Source organism: Enterobacter sp. AG326, from assembly GCF_004362415.1.
Classification (GTDB): domain Bacteria; phylum Pseudomonadota; class Gammaproteobacteria; order Enterobacterales; family Enterobacteriaceae; genus Enterobacter; species Enterobacter asburiae.
Window position 1 is genome coordinate 848,326 of sequence record NZ_SNXG01000001.1, and the last position, 17,328, is coordinate 865,653.

At 53.6% G+C, this 17,328-nt stretch carries 16 protein-coding genes; 3 read left to right on the plus strand and 13 right to left on the minus strand.

The window, feature by feature from the left end; all coding sequences use genetic code 11:
* Nucleotides 1-14: 14 nt before the first annotated feature.
* Both DFO52_RS04015 and DFO52_RS04020 read right to left on the minus strand, forming a co-directional pair.
* On the minus strand, nucleotides 15-563 hold the full coding sequence (locus DFO52_RS04015) for a spore coat U domain-containing protein (protein WP_133549413.1): 549 nt from the start codon (nucleotides 561-563) through the stop codon (nucleotides 15-17).
* A gap of 12 nt (nucleotides 564-575) precedes the next feature.
* Nucleotides 576-1,148, minus strand: coding sequence for a spore coat protein U domain-containing protein (locus DFO52_RS04020; protein ID WP_029741330.1), 573 nt, complete (start codon nucleotides 1,146-1,148; stop codon nucleotides 576-578).
* A 429-nt stretch (nucleotides 1,149-1,577) separates the two neighbouring features.
* Here DFO52_RS04020 and DFO52_RS04025 point away from each other — a divergent pair, with 429 nt between their 5' ends.
* Nucleotides 1,578-2,843 (plus strand): dicarboxylate/amino acid:cation symporter, encoded by a 1,266-nt coding sequence (locus DFO52_RS04025; protein ID WP_133549415.1) that lies wholly within the window; start codon nucleotides 1,578-1,580, stop codon nucleotides 2,841-2,843.
* 104 nt (nucleotides 2,844-2,947) lie between these two features.
* On the opposite strand, the gene cheW is transcribed toward DFO52_RS04025, so the two are convergent.
* From cheW to flhD, 6 genes are all read right to left on the minus strand, one after another.
* Nucleotides 2,948-3,451, minus strand: a complete 504-nt coding sequence (gene cheW, locus DFO52_RS04030; RefSeq protein ID WP_023312262.1) for a chemotaxis protein CheW — start codon at nucleotides 3,449-3,451, stop codon at nucleotides 2,948-2,950.
* Between the two features lie 19 nt (nucleotides 3,452-3,470).
* Nucleotides 3,471-5,519, minus strand: coding sequence for a chemotaxis protein CheA (cheA, locus tag DFO52_RS04035; protein WP_133549417.1), 2,049 nt, complete (start codon nucleotides 5,517-5,519; stop codon nucleotides 3,471-3,473).
* 4 nt (nucleotides 5,520-5,523) lie between these two features.
* Nucleotides 5,524-6,453, minus strand: a complete 930-nt coding sequence (gene motB / locus DFO52_RS04040; RefSeq protein ID WP_029741333.1) for a flagellar motor protein MotB — start codon at nucleotides 6,451-6,453, stop codon at nucleotides 5,524-5,526.
* Nucleotides 6,450-7,337: a flagellar motor stator protein MotA gene (gene motA, locus DFO52_RS04045; RefSeq protein ID WP_008500417.1), complete on the minus strand. Its 888-nt coding sequence runs from the start codon at nucleotides 7,335-7,337 to the stop codon at nucleotides 6,450-6,452. Before motA ends, motB begins: the two co-directional genes overlap by 4 nt.
* 123 nt (nucleotides 7,338-7,460) lie before the next feature.
* Nucleotides 7,461-8,039 (minus strand): flagellar transcriptional regulator FlhC, encoded by a 579-nt coding sequence (gene flhC / locus DFO52_RS04050; protein ID WP_013096051.1) that lies wholly within the window; start codon nucleotides 8,037-8,039, stop codon nucleotides 7,461-7,463.
* 2 nt (nucleotides 8,040-8,041) lie between these two features.
* Nucleotides 8,042-8,392: a flagellar transcriptional regulator FlhD gene (flhD, locus tag DFO52_RS04055; RefSeq protein ID WP_023336137.1), complete on the minus strand. Its 351-nt coding sequence runs from the start codon at nucleotides 8,390-8,392 to the stop codon at nucleotides 8,042-8,044.
* A 794-nt stretch (nucleotides 8,393-9,186) separates the two neighbouring features.
* Between flhD and uspC the strand changes: the two genes are divergently transcribed.
* Complete coding sequence (gene uspC / locus DFO52_RS04060) at nucleotides 9,187-9,615, plus strand: universal stress protein UspC (RefSeq protein ID WP_023312265.1); 429 nt, start codon at nucleotides 9,187-9,189, stop codon at nucleotides 9,613-9,615.
* Nucleotides 9,616-9,630: 15 nt separating this feature from the next.
* On the opposite strand, the gene otsA is transcribed toward uspC, so the two are convergent.
* From otsA to araF, 5 genes are all read right to left on the minus strand, one after another.
* Nucleotides 9,631-11,055 (minus strand): alpha,alpha-trehalose-phosphate synthase, encoded by a 1,425-nt coding sequence (otsA, locus tag DFO52_RS04065; protein WP_029741334.1) that lies wholly within the window; start codon nucleotides 11,053-11,055, stop codon nucleotides 9,631-9,633.
* Nucleotides 11,030-11,833: a trehalose-phosphatase gene (otsB, locus tag DFO52_RS04070; protein WP_133549419.1), complete on the minus strand. Its 804-nt coding sequence runs from the start codon at nucleotides 11,831-11,833 to the stop codon at nucleotides 11,030-11,032. The genes otsA and otsB overlap by 26 nt, the downstream gene beginning before the upstream one ends.
* A 176-nt stretch (nucleotides 11,834-12,009) precedes the next feature.
* On the minus strand, nucleotides 12,010-12,996 hold the full coding sequence (araH, locus tag DFO52_RS04075) for an L-arabinose ABC transporter permease AraH (RefSeq protein WP_029742191.1): 987 nt from the start codon (nucleotides 12,994-12,996) through the stop codon (nucleotides 12,010-12,012).
* Between the two features lie 14 nt (nucleotides 12,997-13,010).
* Nucleotides 13,011-14,525: an L-arabinose ABC transporter ATP-binding protein AraG gene (araG, locus tag DFO52_RS04080; protein WP_133549421.1), complete on the minus strand. Its 1,515-nt coding sequence runs from the start codon at nucleotides 14,523-14,525 to the stop codon at nucleotides 13,011-13,013.
* A 71-nt stretch (nucleotides 14,526-14,596) separates the two neighbouring features.
* Nucleotides 14,597-15,586, minus strand: coding sequence for an arabinose ABC transporter substrate-binding protein AraF (araF, locus tag DFO52_RS04085; RefSeq protein ID WP_003859687.1), 990 nt, complete (start codon nucleotides 15,584-15,586; stop codon nucleotides 14,597-14,599).
* A gap of 787 nt (nucleotides 15,587-16,373) precedes the next feature.
* Here araF and DFO52_RS04090 point away from each other — a divergent pair.
* Nucleotides 16,374-16,877 carry a non-heme ferritin-like protein gene (locus tag DFO52_RS04090; RefSeq protein ID WP_023312270.1) on the plus strand — a complete coding sequence of 168 codons (504 nt, stop codon included), beginning with the start codon at nucleotides 16,374-16,376 and terminating at the stop codon, nucleotides 16,875-16,877.
* The last annotated feature ends 451 nt before the right edge of the window (nucleotides 16,878-17,328 follow it).

Consider the following 17,328-nt stretch of genomic DNA (forward strand, 5'->3'; position numbering starts at 1 on the left):
ATACTCTCCCTTTATTACCATGACAGGGTCACGGTGAGCTGATCGGAATAGGTTCCCGCCGGGCTAAACCCGGTCAGTAGCGCCACGCCAAAAAGCGGCAGCGCGATGTTATTGCTGTTGGTATAGGTCACCGCTATCGCCTGGTTGACGCCGATTTCGCTGTTCGCGGCCAGCGAGCTGCTGCTGTAGAGCCGGTATGGCACCATATCGACGCCGTTCGCGCGCTTCATACGGCGAACGGATGAATAATTTTGACCGCCATTAATGCTCATGCTCAGCGCCACGCCTGGCGTACAGGCAATAGACAACGCCCCGTTTGGCACAAAGCTGGTGCTGACCGGCGCGCTCTCGACGCCGTTATGGCTGCCAAAATCCAGCATACCGAGAAGCCCTCCGCTACCGGTGGCCACCGCGCACCCCGGGACAATCGTCGCGCTGACCTTAAACGACTGGGATGTCACCGCATCCGCCGTGGGCATCATGATCAATCCGACGATCAGCGCGAAAAAAGGCTGCACGCGTCCCTCTGCGCATTTGCGCAGACCTGTGAGAGATGCCTTCATGGCGGTTCGGGACTAGTAGGTGACGCTGACGTTAATCGTGTCGGTGTAGGTTCCCGGGACGACCGTCACGCTGTTACCACCGCCGGTAATCCGTCCGTACAGGGTGTAACTGTCCACCCCGCCCGCCGTGGACGCGATCGGCAGCGCGGCGTTATTGGCAATCACGGTGTTAAACCCGCTGTCGCTGTAGAGGCTGTAGGCCACGCCCTGTGCCGCGTTGGCCGTATTCACCAGATAGCGTTCAGGCGTACCCGGCGAACCGACAACCGAGCCGGGCGCGGTGGAGTGGGTATTACCGGTGATCGCGACCGTATAGCTGGCGGTCGTACATTGAATGGTGAAGGTGTTTCCGCCGCTGGCGCCGCTCAGCTGCGTCGTAAGCGTGGAGAAGGTTGCCGGATGGGTACCGAAATCGAGCGTACCGAAGTTAATGCCACTTTGTGCGGGCGAGCCGTTTATCAGACACCCGTTTGTCAGCGTCAGCGTTGCACCGATGGTGCCGCTGCTGGTGACGGCCAGCGCCTGATGAGCCGTTGCCGCAGCCAGTAAGGTGCCTGCGCAGATCAAAAGAAGTTTTCTTTTCATTTACCACCCTCCAGAAGACGTCTCCGTTCCCTAGCCATATTTTATTTTTGTCGTTCAAGATGTTAGCCCCGCTTAACGTTCCTCTTAGGGGGTTATTGAGAATTTAGTTTACGGATATCGCTTCGACCACCTGCCCCACGACGCATAAGGCATATGTCTTATTGACTTAATTTTCATATTAATAACAATGGGTTAAATTCATTTAATCCGCGATTTTATTTTTTCCGGAGAGAATATATCCATTAATATGTGACGCAGATCACAATATATCGTCAGGATAATAACAACAAAATTAATAAAACTTAAAAAGGAGTTGTATCCCCCTACACTTTGCGTCAATTTATGTGCCGAATAATTTCCTGCATCGTAATAAAAAATTTATATGTATCGATGCGGGCTACATCTGAAGCGCATAGAGGGTCTTTTTTCGTGGCAAGTGCAAACAAACTCACACTCTTCATCGTGATATTCATGCTGGCGGGTATTCTTTCAGGGGCAGCAATTCATGAGTATGCATCTGCGGATGCCATCACAGCCTGGTCGGATAATATTACCCTTCTGACCGATATTTTCCTCCGTCTGATCAAAATGGTCATTGCACCGTTGGTCTTCAGCACGCTCACCGTCGGCATTATGAAGCTGGGCGAAACCTCCACCATTGGCCGCGTTGGCGGCAAAGCGATGGTGTGGTTTATCAGCTCATCCGTGCTCTCTATTCTGGTCGGCCTGTTTATCGTCACGCTGGAGCATCCGGGAAGCGGTCTGAACCTGACGGTTCCAACCGAAGCGGTGGATACCGGTCTGGCCGTTGGCGGCATGACGCTGAAAGCGTTCCTGTCGCACACCATTCCGACCAGCATCGCAGGGGCGATGTCGAACAATGAGATCCTGCAGATTGTGGTGTTCTCGATGTTCTTCGGCATCGGCGGCGCGTCGCTGGGGCAGAAATTCAACGCGCCGCTGGTGGCCGCGCTGGATGTGGTTTCCCATATCATGCTGAAGGTAACGGGTTACGTGATGTACGTTGCTCCGCTGGCCATTTTCGCGGCGATTTCATCCGTCATTGCCACGCAGGGTCTGGGCATTCTGCTGAACTACGCCTCCTTTATTGGCGGCTACTATGTTGCCATTCTTCTCACCTGCATGGTGCTGCTGGCCGTGGGTTACATGGTGCTGAAAAAAGAGGTGTTTCGCCTGGTCAGCATGCTGAAAGATCCGGTCCTGGTGGCGTTTACCACCAGCAGCTCTGAAGCCGCCTACCCGAAAACGCTGGAGCAGCTGGAGCGCTTCGGCTGCTCGCGCAACATCGCCTCTTTCGTTCTGCCGATTGGCTACTCCTTCAACCTGGTGGGTTCGATGGTGTACTGCTCTTTCGCCTCGATGTTTATCGCTCAGGCGTACAACATTCACCTGAGCTTCTCTGAAGTGACGGTGCTGATGCTGACTCTGATGCTGGCGTCGAAAGGGATTGCGGGCGTACCGCGTTCATCCCTGGTAGTGCTGGCAGCGACCATTCCGAGCTTTAATATTCCGGTGGCGGGTATTCTGCTGCTGATGGGGATCGACCACTTCCTGGACATGGGCCGTTCCGCAATTAACGTGCTGGGGAATGGTATTGCTACCGCGATGCTGTCGCAGAATGAAGGCGCGCGGGAAGCTGAAGCGGAAGCGGAGCTGGTAAAGCAGGAAGTGTAAGGTGAAAAAAAGGGTGAGGCCTGATGCCCTCACCCCTGCCCTCTCCCACAGGGAGAGGAAGCAAACACAAAAAACGGCAACCTGGGTTGCCGTTTTGCATTTACCTACGCTACATGACTCGCGGCGATATCCAGCAGCGCCATCTCATCGCTGTTCAGCAGCTTCTCAATGTTCACCAGAATCAGCATACGCTCGCCGAGCGCGCCCAGACCGGTCAGGTATTCGGTCGACAGCGTGACCGCAAACTCTGGCGCAGGACGAATTTGGTCAGAGGTCAGGGAAAGCACATCAGATACGCCATCCACCACGATACCTACCACGCGCTGCCCGAGATTCAGAACGATCACCACGGTGTTGTCGTCGTAGTCAACGTCGCCCTGGCTGAACTTCACGCGCAGGTCCACGATTGGCACAATGACGCCACGCAGGTTGGTGACACCTTTAATAAAAGCAGGCGTGTTAGCGATGCGGGTAACCTGGTCGTAACCACGGATTTCCTGCACTTTCAGGATATCGATGCCGTACTCCTCATCGCCTAAAGTGAATACCAGGAATTCCTGCCCTGATGGCTCGCCCGCCAGTTTCGTTACATTACTCATACCGGTCATGTTATTACCTTCTACTTAATCAGGCGGCTGTGTACGCCACACGTTGTTCACGATTTAATCCCTGAAGCGCCGACACATCGACGATCAGCGCCACGCTACCATCACCCAGAATGGTGGCAGCAGAAATACCCGGCACTTTGCGGTAGTTGCTTTCGAGGTTCTTCACTACCACCTGGTGCTGGCCAATCAGCTGATCGACCAGCAGCGCGTAGCGACGGCCCGCGCTTTGCAGGATCACAACGATGCCCTGCGTGGCCTCTGTCTTCGCCCCGTCCACTTCGAACACTTTCCACAGTTCCACCAGCGGCAGGTACTCACCGCGCACTTCGAGCACGCGCTCGCCGCCCGCCAGAGGATGCAGATCTTCTTCACGTGGCTGCAGGGATTCCATCACGGCGTTCAGCGGCAGAATAAAGACTTCGTCCGCCACTTTGACTGACATGCCGTCGAGGATCGCCAGCGTCAGCGGCAGCAGGATGCGAATGGTGGTGCCGGAACCCTGTTTAGACTGGATCTCAACGTGGCCGCCCATCTCCTGGATGTTACGTTTCACCACGTCCATGCCCACACCGCGTCCGGACACGTCGGTCACCTGCTCTGCGGTAGAGAAGCCCGGCGCGAAGATCAGCATGCCCACTTCTTCGTCGGTCATGTTTTCATTGACCGCCATCCCCTGCGAAATCGCTTTTGCCAGGATGCGCTCGCGGTTAAGCCCCGCGCCATCATCGGTCACTTCGATGCAGATGTTCCCGCCCTGGTGTTCCGCAGAGAGGATCAGGTTACCGACCGGGGATTTTCCGGCGGCAATGCGGTTTTCCGGCAGTTCGATACCGTGGTCGAGGCTGTTACGCACCAGGTGCGTTAACGGGTCGATAATGCGCTCGATCAGGCTCTTATCCAGTTCGGTTGAGCTGCCCATCAGGGTTAGTTCAATCTGTTTATTCAGCTTGCTGGCAAGGTCGCGGACCAGACGCGGGAAGCGGCTGAAGACATATTCCATCGGCATCATACGGATGGACATGACCGATTCCTGCAGGTCGCGGGCGTTACGCTGCAGCTGACCCATGCTGGTGATCAGATCGCCGTGCGTGACCGGGTCCAGTTCGTTAGAACGCTGTGCCAGCATCGACTGGGTGATCACCAGTTCGCCAACCAGGTTAATCAGCTGGTCGACCTTCTCAACGGCAACGCGGATGCTGGTTGACTCGCTGGAGCGCGCGGCAGGTTTTTCACCACGGCCAGGTGCCGCGGCCTCTTTTGGCACGGCCTTCAGCGCCGGAGCCGCAGGAGCCACAGCCGGTGCGGCGGCCTGAGCGACAACAGCCACCTCTTCCGCAGCGGCAGGGGCGTCAACCGCGGCCGTTTCGGTTTCGGTTTCGGTTTCGAAGGCGATCTGGTCAGCTTCAATCACAAAGCACAGTACCGCCACGATATCGTCCTGGCCAATACCGTCATCAAGCGTCGCGGCAAGGCTGTCTTTGCCTTTTACCACGTTGCTTAATTTCGCCAGGTTACCCAGCTCTTCTTCCAGCAGGTTAACTTCACTCTCTTTAAGGCGTGACAGCACAACGCGCAGTTTGCCCGCTTGTGCAGCGGCTGGCGCGGCCTCGTCGGCAGCAACCGCATCGACAACGCTCAGTTTCGCCGCAGGGACAACGGCTGCAGCGACCTCACCTTTTGCTTCCAGGGCGAGCTGGCGCAGCGCATTGCAGATGTATTCAAAGCTGGCGGCATCAGGCTCTGCCGAACTTTTATAGGCGTCGAGCTGTTCCTGCATAATATCTTTGGTTTCCAAAAACAGGTTGATAATGTCGGTATTGAGCTGCATCTCACCGCGTCGCGCTTCATCAAGCAGGTTTTCCATTAAATGGGTCGTTTCCTGCAGGATGGTAAATCCAAACGTTCCGGCTCCGCCTTTAATAGAGTGCGCCGCACGGAAGATGGCATTGAGCTGCTCGGAGTCCGGTGCTTCGGGCACCAAATCGAGCAAGTGTTGCTCCATATCGGCCAACAATTCGTCGGCTTCATCAAAGAATGTCTGGTAAAAATCGCTAATATCCATGCTCACGCTATCACCTCGGATTGGCTGGTGGCGATGTTGGAACGGCAGCCGAAGGAACGGCCCCAGGCTGTTTTAAATCGTCCAGTGACTCATTCTGACTTTCGGCGTTTTCATGCAGGATGGCCTGCTCCGCCTGCTGGTTCAGCACTAAAAGACTGATACGACGGTTGATGGCATCATCCGGCCCGCGGTCGGAAACGCGCATGGTTGCGGCCATGCCGACTACGCGCAGTACCTTGCCATCATCAAGCCCACCTACCACCAGCTCGCGACGCGAGGCGTTGGCACGATCGGCAGAAAGCTCCCAGTTGCTGTATCCCTTTTCCCCACTGGCGTACGGGAAATCATCCGTGTGTCCTGACAGGCTGATTCGGTTAGGAATGCCGTTCAGCACCGGTGCAATACCGCGCAGAATGTCGCGCATGTACGGTTCGACTTCCGCACTCCCGGTTTTAAACATTGGGCGGTTCTGGCTGTCGATAATCTGAATACGCAGCCCTTCCTGCACCAGGTCGATCTTCAGATGCGGGCGCAGCGCGCGAAGCTTTGGATCCGCCTCAATCAGCTGATCGAGATCGCCACGCAGTTTCTTCAGACGCGCCTGCTCCATCTTTCTTTTCAGCTCGTCGATGTTTGGCTCTTTTTTCACCTCACCCTTCTGCTGGGTGTAATCATCGCCGCCGCCCGGGATCGGGCTTTCGCTGTTAGAGATACGCGGCCCGCCGGCCACCGCCGTTGCCAGCGGCGTTCGGAAATATTCGGCAATCTGGATCAGTTCTTTTGGGCTGGAGATGGAGATCAGCCACATCACCAGAAAGAACGCCATCATTGCGGTCATAAAGTCGGCGTACGCAATTTTCCACGAGCCGTGTGCGCCATGCCCGCCGCCCTTGTGCTTGCGCTTTTTTACGATGACGATCGGATGGGACTGGTTTTTCATGCGTCCTCAGTTGTCGTCTGTTGGTTTGGGTTTTTCACCGCACGCACGTGTTCTTCGAGCTCGATAAACGACGGACGCTCGCTGGAGTAAAGCGTTTTACGGCCAAACTCAACCGCGATCGGTGGCGCGTAACCGTTGAGGTTAGAGAGCAGCGTGATCTTCACGCACTGCATCATTTTGGTGGTTTCCGCGCTCTTCTGGCGCAGAACGCTTGCCAGCGGAGAGATGAAGCCGTACGCCAGCAAAATACCGAGGAAAGTTCCCACCATCGCGTGGGCAATCAGCGCGCCCAGCTCGGCTGCCGGACGGTCTGCCGAAGCCAGGGCGTGAACCACACCCATTACCGCAGCAACGATACCGAATGCCGGAAGCGAGTCGCCGACCAGCGCCAGGCTGTTGGCCGGCACTTCAGATTCGCTTTCGTGGGTTTCGATCTCTTCGTCCATCAGCGCTTCGATTTCGAAGGTATTCATGTTGCCGCTGATGATGAGTCGCAGATAGTCGACGATGAAATCCAGCATCATGGCGTCAGCAAGAATTCGCGGATAGCTGGCAAAAATTTCGCTCTCTTTCGGGTTTTCAATATCCCGTTCCAGCGAGAACATGCCCTGCTGACGCGACTTCGCCATCAGGCGATAGAGCAGTGCCAGCAGATCCATATACATACTTTTGGTGTATTTCGAGCGACGGAACAGCAACGGAATCGCTTTCAGCGTGCCCTTGATCGATTTACCGTTGTTACCAACGATAAAAGCCCCTACCCCTGCGCCGCCGATGATAATAAGTTCAGCCGGTTGATAGAGTGCTCCAAGGTGCCCGCCGGTCATCATGTAACCGCCGAAAACTGTACCGAGAACTACCAGGTAACCTAATAAGATAAGCACGACATCATCCTTCCGCTAGTGACTATGGCAAGGACGTCCAGCTCGCAGCGTTTACCGTTTGCGGGGTAAAAAAAAGCAGCGGTAATTGCTTACCGCTGCTGGAATCTTTCCCACACGTTCGGGTTAAACAGCTTGTTCGATCTGTTCATCCAGCAGTTGTGGAATAATATCGGCAGCATCCCGGGAAAGTTTACGTCTTTTTACTGCGCGGGATGGAGGCTGACATAAACTACAGGCGAAGCTGCCTGCAGGCTGATGAGCATGGGTAATAAAATTGCCGTCGCAGCAGTTACAGCGCGACAGTTCAAGCATTCCGCTCTCAACAAAACGCACCAGCGTCCATGCGCGGGTCAGCGCCAGCAGAGGGCCTTCTTCCTGCTGTGGGCATTGTTCAAGGTAAAGTTTGTACGCTTTGATCACGGCGTCAACGCCGCTGCACAAACCGGTTTTGAGAAGATACTGCCAGGCATTACAGAACATGGAAGCGTGAATATTCTGCTCCCACGTCATAAACCAGTCGGTAGAAAACGGCAGCATGCCTTTCGGCGGGGGACTACCACGTAACTCTTTGTACAGTTTGATGAGACGGCCACGGCTCAGCTGAGTCTCGCTTTCCAGCATTTGTAAACGAGCACCCAGTGTAATCAGCTCCATGGCCAACTGTATGTCACGCGCTTCCTGAACAATGCTTTTCTCGCTCATTGCTAGGCCCTTTTCTTACGGGCTGCGTCATCAGGCTGGCTGATTTCGTTAAGCAAGCGAGTGGAAAGAAGAATACCGGTATGGATCTGTTGAAGATCGTCCACACGGGAATCCTGCGTCAGACGCGTTATTGTCTGCGAATCATCGAAACGGAACTGGCAAACCAGTTGATTCGTTTCAGCCAGTTTAACCATCTGCGGGAGGGTTAAACCGCCCAGCATGGTTGCCATCTCTTCGTTAATACCCAGACGAAACATCGCGGACGCCTTGTCCTGACTAATCAAACGCTGCGCGAGCAGTAAATACGACAAATTGATGTCATAGATATGTTTTAGCAACTCGGATGTATGCATTGTTCCCATCCCGAATAACCAACTATTATTTTTATGCGGAAAGACCGCACCCCGTGATGTCGCCGGGAAATCACCCGGTATAAAAAAGAAAAGGCTAAATGCATAGTTGAATTTAGGTTTGTATTCACTAAAACCGTAAGAGAGAAACCGCGAATGCGTCTCTTACATGATTTATCATTTCTTACAAATAACTAAGATTTTTCCTAATTCGACGCAAACTCTACTCGTCAGTTTTGTCACATACAATCCAGCCACCCTCAAATTTAAAAAAAATGTGATCCACGTCACACAATTTAAGTGAATATGACCCATAAATCCATCAGTATGACTTGTAATTTGTTCAAAATTTAGCCAATCGGTACTGTTTTGTATTCTTAATTGACGAATACTCATGCAGAAGGGTGATCCAAACTGGCATGCAACGTGCTTTTCCTACCGTAAGCGCCGCGCGGAAACATTTACATCAGATCCCTCTCCTGGAAACATTTTTCTTACCGTGAAAAAACATATAGTTATGCAGGTAGCACAAAAAAGATGTTTCAGGACGTGATCATTCGAAATGAGTTTGTAACGTATCAAAACGATTTAACAGTCAAAGCGTGGATTTGTGTGATTTACGTTAAGTTGTTAATTTTTTTCATTTAGGCGCATTTTTCAGTTATTCTTCTTATAAGAATAATTAATGAATAATTATGATAAGCTTCACACTAATGTCGTAATCTGCTCTTGCAGAACCAGGGATTTCGCGGTAAAGGTGGTTAAACGCTGTCTTTCAGACATCTAAGGAGTGCGCCATGAGTTACTCCCATCTTCTTGTTTCCGTTGCAGTTTCCCCCGAAAGCCATCAGCTCGTCGCCCGGGCAGTTTCCATTGCCAGACCCCACAATGCCCGCATCAGCCTCATCACGCTCGCCGCAGAGCCAGAGATGTATAATCAGCTGGCCGCGCCCATGCTGGAGGATATTCGCGAGGTTCTGCAGGAAGAAACGCAGCAATTTCTGCGCGAATTAGTGGAAAAGGCACAATATCCTGTTTATGAGACCGTTATTGCGACCGGGGAACTAAACGCCCATATTCTCGATATGTGTCGTAAACAAAATATTGATTTAGTGATTTGCGGGAACCATAACCACAGCTTTTTATCGCGGGCAGCCTGCGCGGCGAAATCTATTGTCGCGTCAAGCCAGGTCGATGTGCTGTTAGTGCCGCTTGGGGGGCATTAGCCCCCCAGCAGTAAATCAGGCGAGTTTAGGGAAGGTCGCGATCTTTTTTTGCAGATCGCCTTCATGACTTTGCGGAGCGATATCCCGTAGATCCTGAATAAAACGCGCCTGCCAGTGGTTAATATCGTTCTTCCGGATTGTTTCCATCATGTCAGCATGGCGGGAAATACGTTCCGTGAGCGGCATTGTCAGGGCGCGATTCAGCGCGTTAGCCACGTCATCCCTGTCGTAAGGGTTAACGATGAGCGCCGACGTGAGCTCATTTGCGGCCCCGGCAAACTGGGAAAGCACCAGAACACCCGGGTCGGCAGGATCCTGGGCCGCCACATACTCTTTCGCCACCAGGTTCATCCCGTCGCGCAGCGGCGTGACCAGCCCAACGTCCGCATAGCGGAAGACCTTCATCAGGATCTTACGGTCAAAGTGCTGATTCAGGTAAAACAGCGGCGTCCAGCCCAGCTGGCCGTAGCGGCCATTAATGCGCCCTGCTTCTGTCTCCAGCTGATGGCGAATATCCTGATAGGCCTGAACCTCACCGCGCGACGTCGGCGCAATTTGGGTATAGCGAATTTTCCCGTGATGCTGCGGGTATTTATCCAGCAGCGTTTCATACGCCAGGAAGCGTTCCGGCAGCCCTTTGGAATAATCAAGACGCTCAACCGAGAAGATATTTTTTACGTGCTTGAGTTCATTCTTAAGCTGCGCCAGCTTCGGCGGCAGCGGGCCGGAAGCCTGCTCCGCGATTTCGTCAGGTTCAATCCCTATTGGATAGACCTCGGTGTGGAAGGTTTTCCCCCACGCCGTATGGGTTTTCCCGCCTTTGGTCACCAGACGCGCCTTACCTGACACGGAGTCAAGGAACGCGAGGCGGTCATTTTCGGTCTGGAAGCCCAGCAAATCGTAATCACACAGCGCCTCCAGCAATTCTTCATGCGGCGGCAGCGCGGTAAAAATTTCCGGCGTCGGGAACGGGATGTGCAGGAAGAAGCCAATGCGGTTATTTACCCCTCTTTTTCGCAGCTCGCGCGCGAAGGGCAACAGGTGATAATCGTGGATCCATAAAATATCGTCTTCTTCGATTAATGGCAGCAGTTTATCCGCCAGAAGCGCATTCACGCGCGAGTAGCCTTCGAAGGATTCACGCTGGAATTTGACCAGGTCAAGACGATAGTGGAACGCAGGCCACAGGACGGCATTTGAGAACTGCGAGTAATACTCGTCATAGTCTTTCTCTTTCAATGCAAATGAAGCCCACGTAATGTTTCCGCGCGTCACCTTTTTGAGCGGTTTCTCTTCTTCACTGATTTCTCCACTCCAGCCAAACCACAGCCCGCCAGCGGCTTTTAAGGCACCTAACACCCCTACCGCCAGGCCACCTGCACTGGCTTTTTTATCGTCAGGCGGTGCGATTCGGTTAGAGACGACGACTAAGCGACCCATAATGGTTTCCCCCTTTGCTTTGCGCTATTTGTTGTTGTTGCTGGTTAGCGATGTCAGATATCCACTGCCAGACGCTGGCGACATCCGCCAGCCGCCATTCGGCAACCGTGTCACCAGGCCCCACCTTGACGGTGATCCCTCCGGCCTGATTCACCACGCGAAACCCGGCCTCGTCGGTCAGGTCATCCCCAATGAAAACGGGCGTTCGCCCTTTGAAAGGCGGCGACGCCATAAACGCGGCGATGGCCGCGCCTTTATTAATCCCTTTCGGTTTTAACTCCACTACGCATTTGCCGGGCTGCAACGCCAGCTGTGGATGGGCATCCGCAACCGTCTGAGCCAGCGCAAGCACGGCCTCCTCATGCTGCGGCGCCTGACGATAATGCAGGGCAAAGGCCATGCCTTTGGCTTCCAGTTCGGTGCCAGGCAGCGCTTCCAGCGCAGCAGAAAGCTGCTTCTGGAGCGTTTGCGTGAGTGCGTCAGGGAGTGAAACGATATGCGTGTGATCATGGATGTCGCGGCGCTCCGCTCCGTGTACACCGGCCAGCGGAAAGTGGTAAGGACTGGCGAGCGTATCCAGCTCGGCCATTGAGCGCCCTGATATCAATGCCAGTGCTCCCTCATTCATGAGCGAGAGCTGATGCAAATCCTGTAACACCGCATCCGGAATAGACACCTGGTCAGGGTGCGGTTTTATCCCGGCGAGCGTGCCGTCGAGATCGAAAAAGAAAGCATAGTGTCCGGGCAGTACAGGCGGTGCGGTTAACATGTCAGCCACCCTTTTCCTCCTTACGGTTTACGAGAGGTAAACGCCTTTACCTCTTTCATAGCCATGTAAGTATAGACAGTGTGACGTCGCTCGCCATTTGACAACCGCCCCGCCAGTTTTACTGGCGGGGCGGTTAAGGGGTCAACTATGGTTATAAGTTGAGCAATAAAAGACGGGAAAAAGGGTTACAGGGTACGCTTCGCTTTTTGCTTGTAACGGTCGAAAATCACGGCTGCCAGCAGGATCAGGCCACGCACGACGTACTGCGAGAACGGCGAAATATTCAGCAGGTTCATGGCGTTCTCTACGGTGCCCAAAATCAGGATACCGGCCACCACATATGAGATTTTTCCGATGCCACCCTTGAGGGAAACGCCCCCTAAAACGCAGGCCGAAATGACGATCAGCTCATAACCAATAGAGGTCATCGGCTGGCCGCTGGTCATGCGCGACGCAAGAATAATCCCCGCGGCGGCAGAAACCAGCCCCGAGAGCACAAAGATAATAATCTTGGTTCGCACCACCGGTACCCCGGCCAGACGAGCGGCCTCTTCGTTACCGCCAATCGCCAGCGTATTGCGGCCAAAGGTAGTCCGGTTGAGCAGGAAGCCGAACAGGATCAGGCAGGCCACGGTCAGCCAGATTGGCGCAGGCAGACCCAGCCAGTTGGCGTAACCCAGGGTAAAGAAGCGCTCGTCTTCAATCCCCACCGCTTTACCGTCGGAGATGATATAGGCCAGCCCGCGGACAATTTGCATCGTCGCAAGCGTGGTGATCAGAGCGTTAATCTTCAGGCGTGCGATAACAAAACCGTTCACCAGACCGCTGATGACGCCGAGTAGCAGACCGGCCAGAACGCCAATCCACAGGCTTTCCGTCATGTTGATCACCACTGCCGTCGTGACGCCCGCGCAGGCAATCACCGACGCCACCGACAGGTCAAAATCGCCGGAGGCCAGACAGAACAGCATCCCGCAGGCCACCATCCCGGACATGGAAATGGCCAGCCCCAGCCCCTTCATATTAATGAAGGTGGCAAAGTTAGGAACAAAGATCGCGCAGGCGAGGAACAGTGCGGCAAAGACCACCAGCATGCCGTACTGATCCCAGATACGTCCAAAACTCAGCGCCGACTTCGACTTCGGTGCTCCGGATGTAGTAACAGAGGACATCATTAACTCCTTACTCAGGCGACAGCCTGGCTGACTTTAGGCATGGCGAGGTTCAACGCCTGTTGTTCATTCGCCTGTTCATGAAGTAATTCACCGGCAATTTCGCCTTCACGCATCACCACAATGCGGTCGGCCACGCCAAGCACCTCCGGCAGATCGCTGGAGGCAAAGAGCACCGCCACGCCGCGTTTTGCCAGCTCATAGATCACGTTATAAATCTCGTGTTTTGCCCCCACATCGATACCGCGCGTCGGCTCGTCGAGCAAAATGACCTTCATATCTTCCGACAGCCAGCGGCCTAAAATCGCCTTCTGCTGGTTTCCGCCTGACAGATTCATGATCAGCTGTTCCGGACCCGGCGTTTTAATATTCAGCGAGCGAATATGGTGGTCGGCATTGCTCGACTCCCAGCCATCGTTTATCAGGCAGCCTGCGCGAATAAACTTGCGGCGAGCGGAAATATTGATGTTGTCGCGTACCGAATGCACCGGAATAATCCCCTCTGCTTTACGGTCTTCCGGGCAGAGCATCATGCCCGCCCTGATCGCGTGGGCCGGTTTCTGGATATCGACCCGTTCACCGTCAATAGAGACCAGCCCTTCGGTAATACGGGTTCCGCCGAACAGGCCTTTCATTAATTCACTGCGCCCCGCCCCCACCAGACCAAACAGGCCGACAATTTCGCCGCTGCGAACGGATAACGAAATCGGCGTGCGCACGCCCGGCGCTTTGACGCTGTCCAGGCGCAGGCGTTCAGGGCCGTACTGACGCGGCTGCCAGTGATAAATGTCACCCAGCTCGCGTCCGACCATCGCCTGAACAAGCTGATCATGGTTAACCTGCTGCATGTCGGTAAAGGTGCGCACATAGCGCCCATCTTTAAAGACGGTGATGGCGTCGCTCAGGGCAAATATCTCTTCCATGCGGTGCGAGACATACAAAATCGTACGCCCTTCCTGACGCAATTCGCGGATCACGCGGAACAGATTTTCAATTTCACGCGCAGAGAGCGAACTGGTGGGCTCATCGAAGGCAATAATTCTGGCGTTACGCGCCAGCGCCTTGGCAATTTCAACCATCTGCCACTGGCCGATGGAGAGATATTTCAGCGGCGTCTGGGGATCGACGTCCAGACCCAGGTGTTTAAGCTGCAGCCCCGCTTCATAATTAAGTAGCGAACGATTTACCACGCCGCCTTTGTGCGGGAGCTGTCCTAAATAGATGTTTTCCGCCACGGTCATCTCAGGAATGAGGTGCAGCTCCTGGTAGATGATCGCAACCCCGGCATTGAGCGCCGCCGTGGTATCGGCAAACGCCACCTCTTCGCCGCGAATGGCCAGCGTGCCGGTTGTAGGCGCATAGTTGCCGCTGAGGATCTTCAACAGCGTGGATTTCCCCGCACCGTTTTCCCCCATCAGGGCGTGAACCTGGCCGGCATAGCAGTCGAAGCTGATATCGGTCAGCGCGTTAACACCGGGAAAAGTTTTCCCGATGCCGCGGAAAGAGAGATACGGATCAGACTGTCGCATAACGTCTCCGTGATTCCTGTAGTGTGTACGTCTGGCCCCTCACGATGCATGAGGGGCACAATCACAGCGTATTACTTACCGCCCAGCCCTTTTTTCGCCAGCTCCTCTTTGAAGTTGTCGCGGGTAATCAGTACCACGTCGGTCACTTCGGTAAATTTCGGCGGTTCGGCCCCTTTGGTTACCCAGTTGTAGAGCATCTCACTGGATTTGTAGCCGTGAACGTCCGGGCTCGGCAACAGAGAACCGTAGAAGCCGGTAGCCTGCGCTTTGGACAGCTCGCTGACGGCGTCAACGCCGTTGATGCCAATCCCGATCACGTCAGGCGCTTTGAAGCCCTGGCCTTCCGTCGCGCGTACCCCACCCAGCACGGTGTTGTCGTTCATGCCGACCACCAGCCAGTGTTTGACCTCCGGATGCTGGACCAGCATAGAGTTCGCGGCGTCGAAAGCACCCGGGATATCGTTGGATTTGGTTGGGACTTTATAGATCTGTTTTTCCGGGAAGCCGGCTGCTTTCAGCGCGTCCATTGAACCGGTAGTACGACGACGGGCGGTGTCCAGCTCGTCAGCCGTGATAGCCATTACCGCGGTCTCTTTGACATCCCAGCCGCGCTTTTGCATCTCTTTATAGAGTTCCTGGCCCTGGCGCTCGCCGATTTTGGTCGCCGCCATCATGACCAGCGGGACGGTGTCCATCGGCTTGCCTTTGGCGTTAACGAACTGATCGTCAACCGCGATGACCTTCATATCGTAACCGCGCGCTTTCGCCGCGATTGCCGATCCCAGCTTTGGATCCGGGGTACAGATAACGAAACCTTTTGCACCGCTGGCCGCCAGGCTGTCGATGGCGTTCAGGGTTTTTTCGCCGTCAGGAACGGCGATTTTAATGACTTCAAAACCTAAATCTTTCCCGGCTTTATCTGCGAATTTCCACTCAGTCTGGAACCAGGGCTCTTCGGGCTGTTTTACCAAAAAACCGAGTTTTAAATTCTCAGCGATAGCGGATTGTGACATAACGGCAGCCAGACCGATGGCCGCCAGCGCTTTAGTAAATTTGTGCATGGTAAACTCCAGCTTTAGCATTCTTTTCTGTAGGGAATAAGTGCGTGCTTCTTATTTAATCGGACTTAAAACAAGGCATTAGCGCTTACCTCGTCATAAGCGTTATTGCTGGTGATAGTTTTAGCGGGAAATTAATCATCCATAAGAGAGCCCCATCACACCGCAGAATTACAGTAATTGCGTACATAAATTCAGCGAAAAATGACATAAAAAAGGCAGGATTTGTCAGACAAATAGAAAGAGGTTAAGCAGAATTATCCATAAGATTAGCTAAGATATCCCTGATGCCCCTCAGCGGGCAAAAACGCACCTGGCGTTAAAGGGGGTCAACATGTTTTTCATCAAGAATGTACAACGCACCTGAAAAAACGTTATTCCGCAGAAATTGATTTAGCGCAATTTTATTAGCACATCATATATTCGAAACGATTAAACCGTATTTCTCCTTTTCTCAGAGTAATATTCCAACTTAATATTTTCGAAAGAGCAACAGTGTACCTTAACAATAAAAACCCTTAATTATTAGCCCATTAAGTCACACCCAATTCATGGCGAGCTAATTATATTTCTGAACTATATTAAACTTTGTAATGTATGGTAAATACAGCCTGATTAAGAGTTTTCTTAGACCCAATACAAGGGTATGCTTATTTATATCGAACACAGGAAGTGAATTTCGGTCGACTTCGGTCGCGGCAGAATGTCTATTTCTGCTCTTTTCTTCGTATTTGCCTGGCGCTCAGGTAAGCAACGGACATCACGTCCCACAGTCAATAAGGATATGAGTATGGCTACCCAAACGATGATGCAAAAACTTAACGCGCAGATGAACCTTGAGTTCTACGCCTCGAATCTGCACCTTCACTTAAGCGCGTGGTGTGCCGAGAATAGCCTCACGGGGTCTGCCACATTCTTTCGCTCGCAGGCGCAAAGTAACGTCACCCATATGATGCGTGTCTTTAACTTTCTGAAAGCCGCAGGGGCAAATCCTGTCGTTAAAGCCCTTGATGGGATCAATGAAAACTATTCTTGTCTGGAAGAACTGTTTCAAAAAACGCTTGAAGAGTACGAGCAACGCTGCAGCACGCTCAGCAAACTGGCCGATGAAGCCAAAGCGCAGCAGGACATTACGACGCTCAAATTCTTACGTGATATGGACAAAGAACAGCAGCAGGATGGCATGCTGCTAAAGACGCTGGCGGATGAGATCCATAATGCGCAGCAGGCGGGTTTATGTCCTGAGCAAACCGACCGTCATCTGCTCGACATTGTGGCGGTGCAGCACCACTGAGTTTTTAATTTGCTCCAACAGGGCTGAGGGTTTCCCGGGAATTTATTAACCTGAAGCGATGAATTTTGTATCAGGCAAGCGAATAACTTACAGCGATGTCCTGGTCCGGCTGTAAATCGCCGAAGCGTTTCCGTAAGGCCGGGGCGAGGCGCAGGGATGCGCCGAGAGGGCGTGGCCTGCAGGGATGCAGGCTCATGCCCGACCCGATAGCCTGAAGGAATAAGCTGAGGGAACCGCGAAGCGGCGATTTACCGCCGGGAGCCCGGGTCGCCAGGGCGGCGGCGATTGAGCCGCCCTGGCACGTTCACCGGTCATGTCGTTACAGAGTAGCAAGCAACATGAAGTGAACGGAATGACCACCACAGCCGTATGTTCCCCCTCACCCCACCCCTCTCCCTCAAGGGAGAGGGAGTCGTCCGTGCAGGCATTGTTTTGTGGGGATCCCTCAACC

Coding starts and splice junctions, on each gene's coding strand:
- DFO52_RS04090 (WP_023312270.1), top strand. CDS start 16,374: ATGGCTACCCAAACGATGATGCAAAAACTTAACGCGCAGATGAACCTT.
- araG (WP_133549421.1), bottom strand. CDS start 14,525: ATGCGACAGTCTGATCCGTATCTCTCTTTCCGCGGCATCGGGAAAACT.
- flhD (WP_023336137.1), bottom strand. CDS start 8,392: ATGCATACATCCGAGTTGCTAAAACATATCTATGACATCAATTTGTCG.
- uspC (WP_023312265.1), top strand. CDS start 9,187: ATGAGTTACTCCCATCTTCTTGTTTCCGTTGCAGTTTCCCCCGAAAGC.
- DFO52_RS04020 (WP_029741330.1), bottom strand. CDS start 1,148: ATGAAAAGAAAACTTCTTTTGATCTGCGCAGGCACCTTACTGGCTGCG.
- DFO52_RS04015 (WP_133549413.1), bottom strand. CDS start 563: ATGAAGGCATCTCTCACAGGTCTGCGCAAATGCGCAGAGGGACGCGTG.
- cheW (WP_023312262.1), bottom strand. CDS start 3,451: ATGACCGGTATGAGTAATGTAACGAAACTGGCGGGCGAGCCATCAGGG.
- flhC (WP_013096051.1), bottom strand. CDS start 8,039: ATGAGCGAGAAAAGCATTGTTCAGGAAGCGCGTGACATACAGTTGGCC.
- otsA (WP_029741334.1), bottom strand. CDS start 11,055: ATGGGTCGCTTAGTCGTCGTCTCTAACCGAATCGCACCGCCTGACGAT.
- araF (WP_003859687.1), bottom strand. CDS start 15,586: ATGCACAAATTTACTAAAGCGCTGGCGGCCATCGGTCTGGCTGCCGTT.
- araH (WP_029742191.1), bottom strand. CDS start 12,996: ATGTCCTCTGTTACTACATCCGGAGCACCGAAGTCGAAGTCGGCGCTG.
- motB (WP_029741333.1), bottom strand. CDS start 6,453: ATGAAAAACCAGTCCCATCCGATCGTCATCGTAAAAAAGCGCAAGCAC.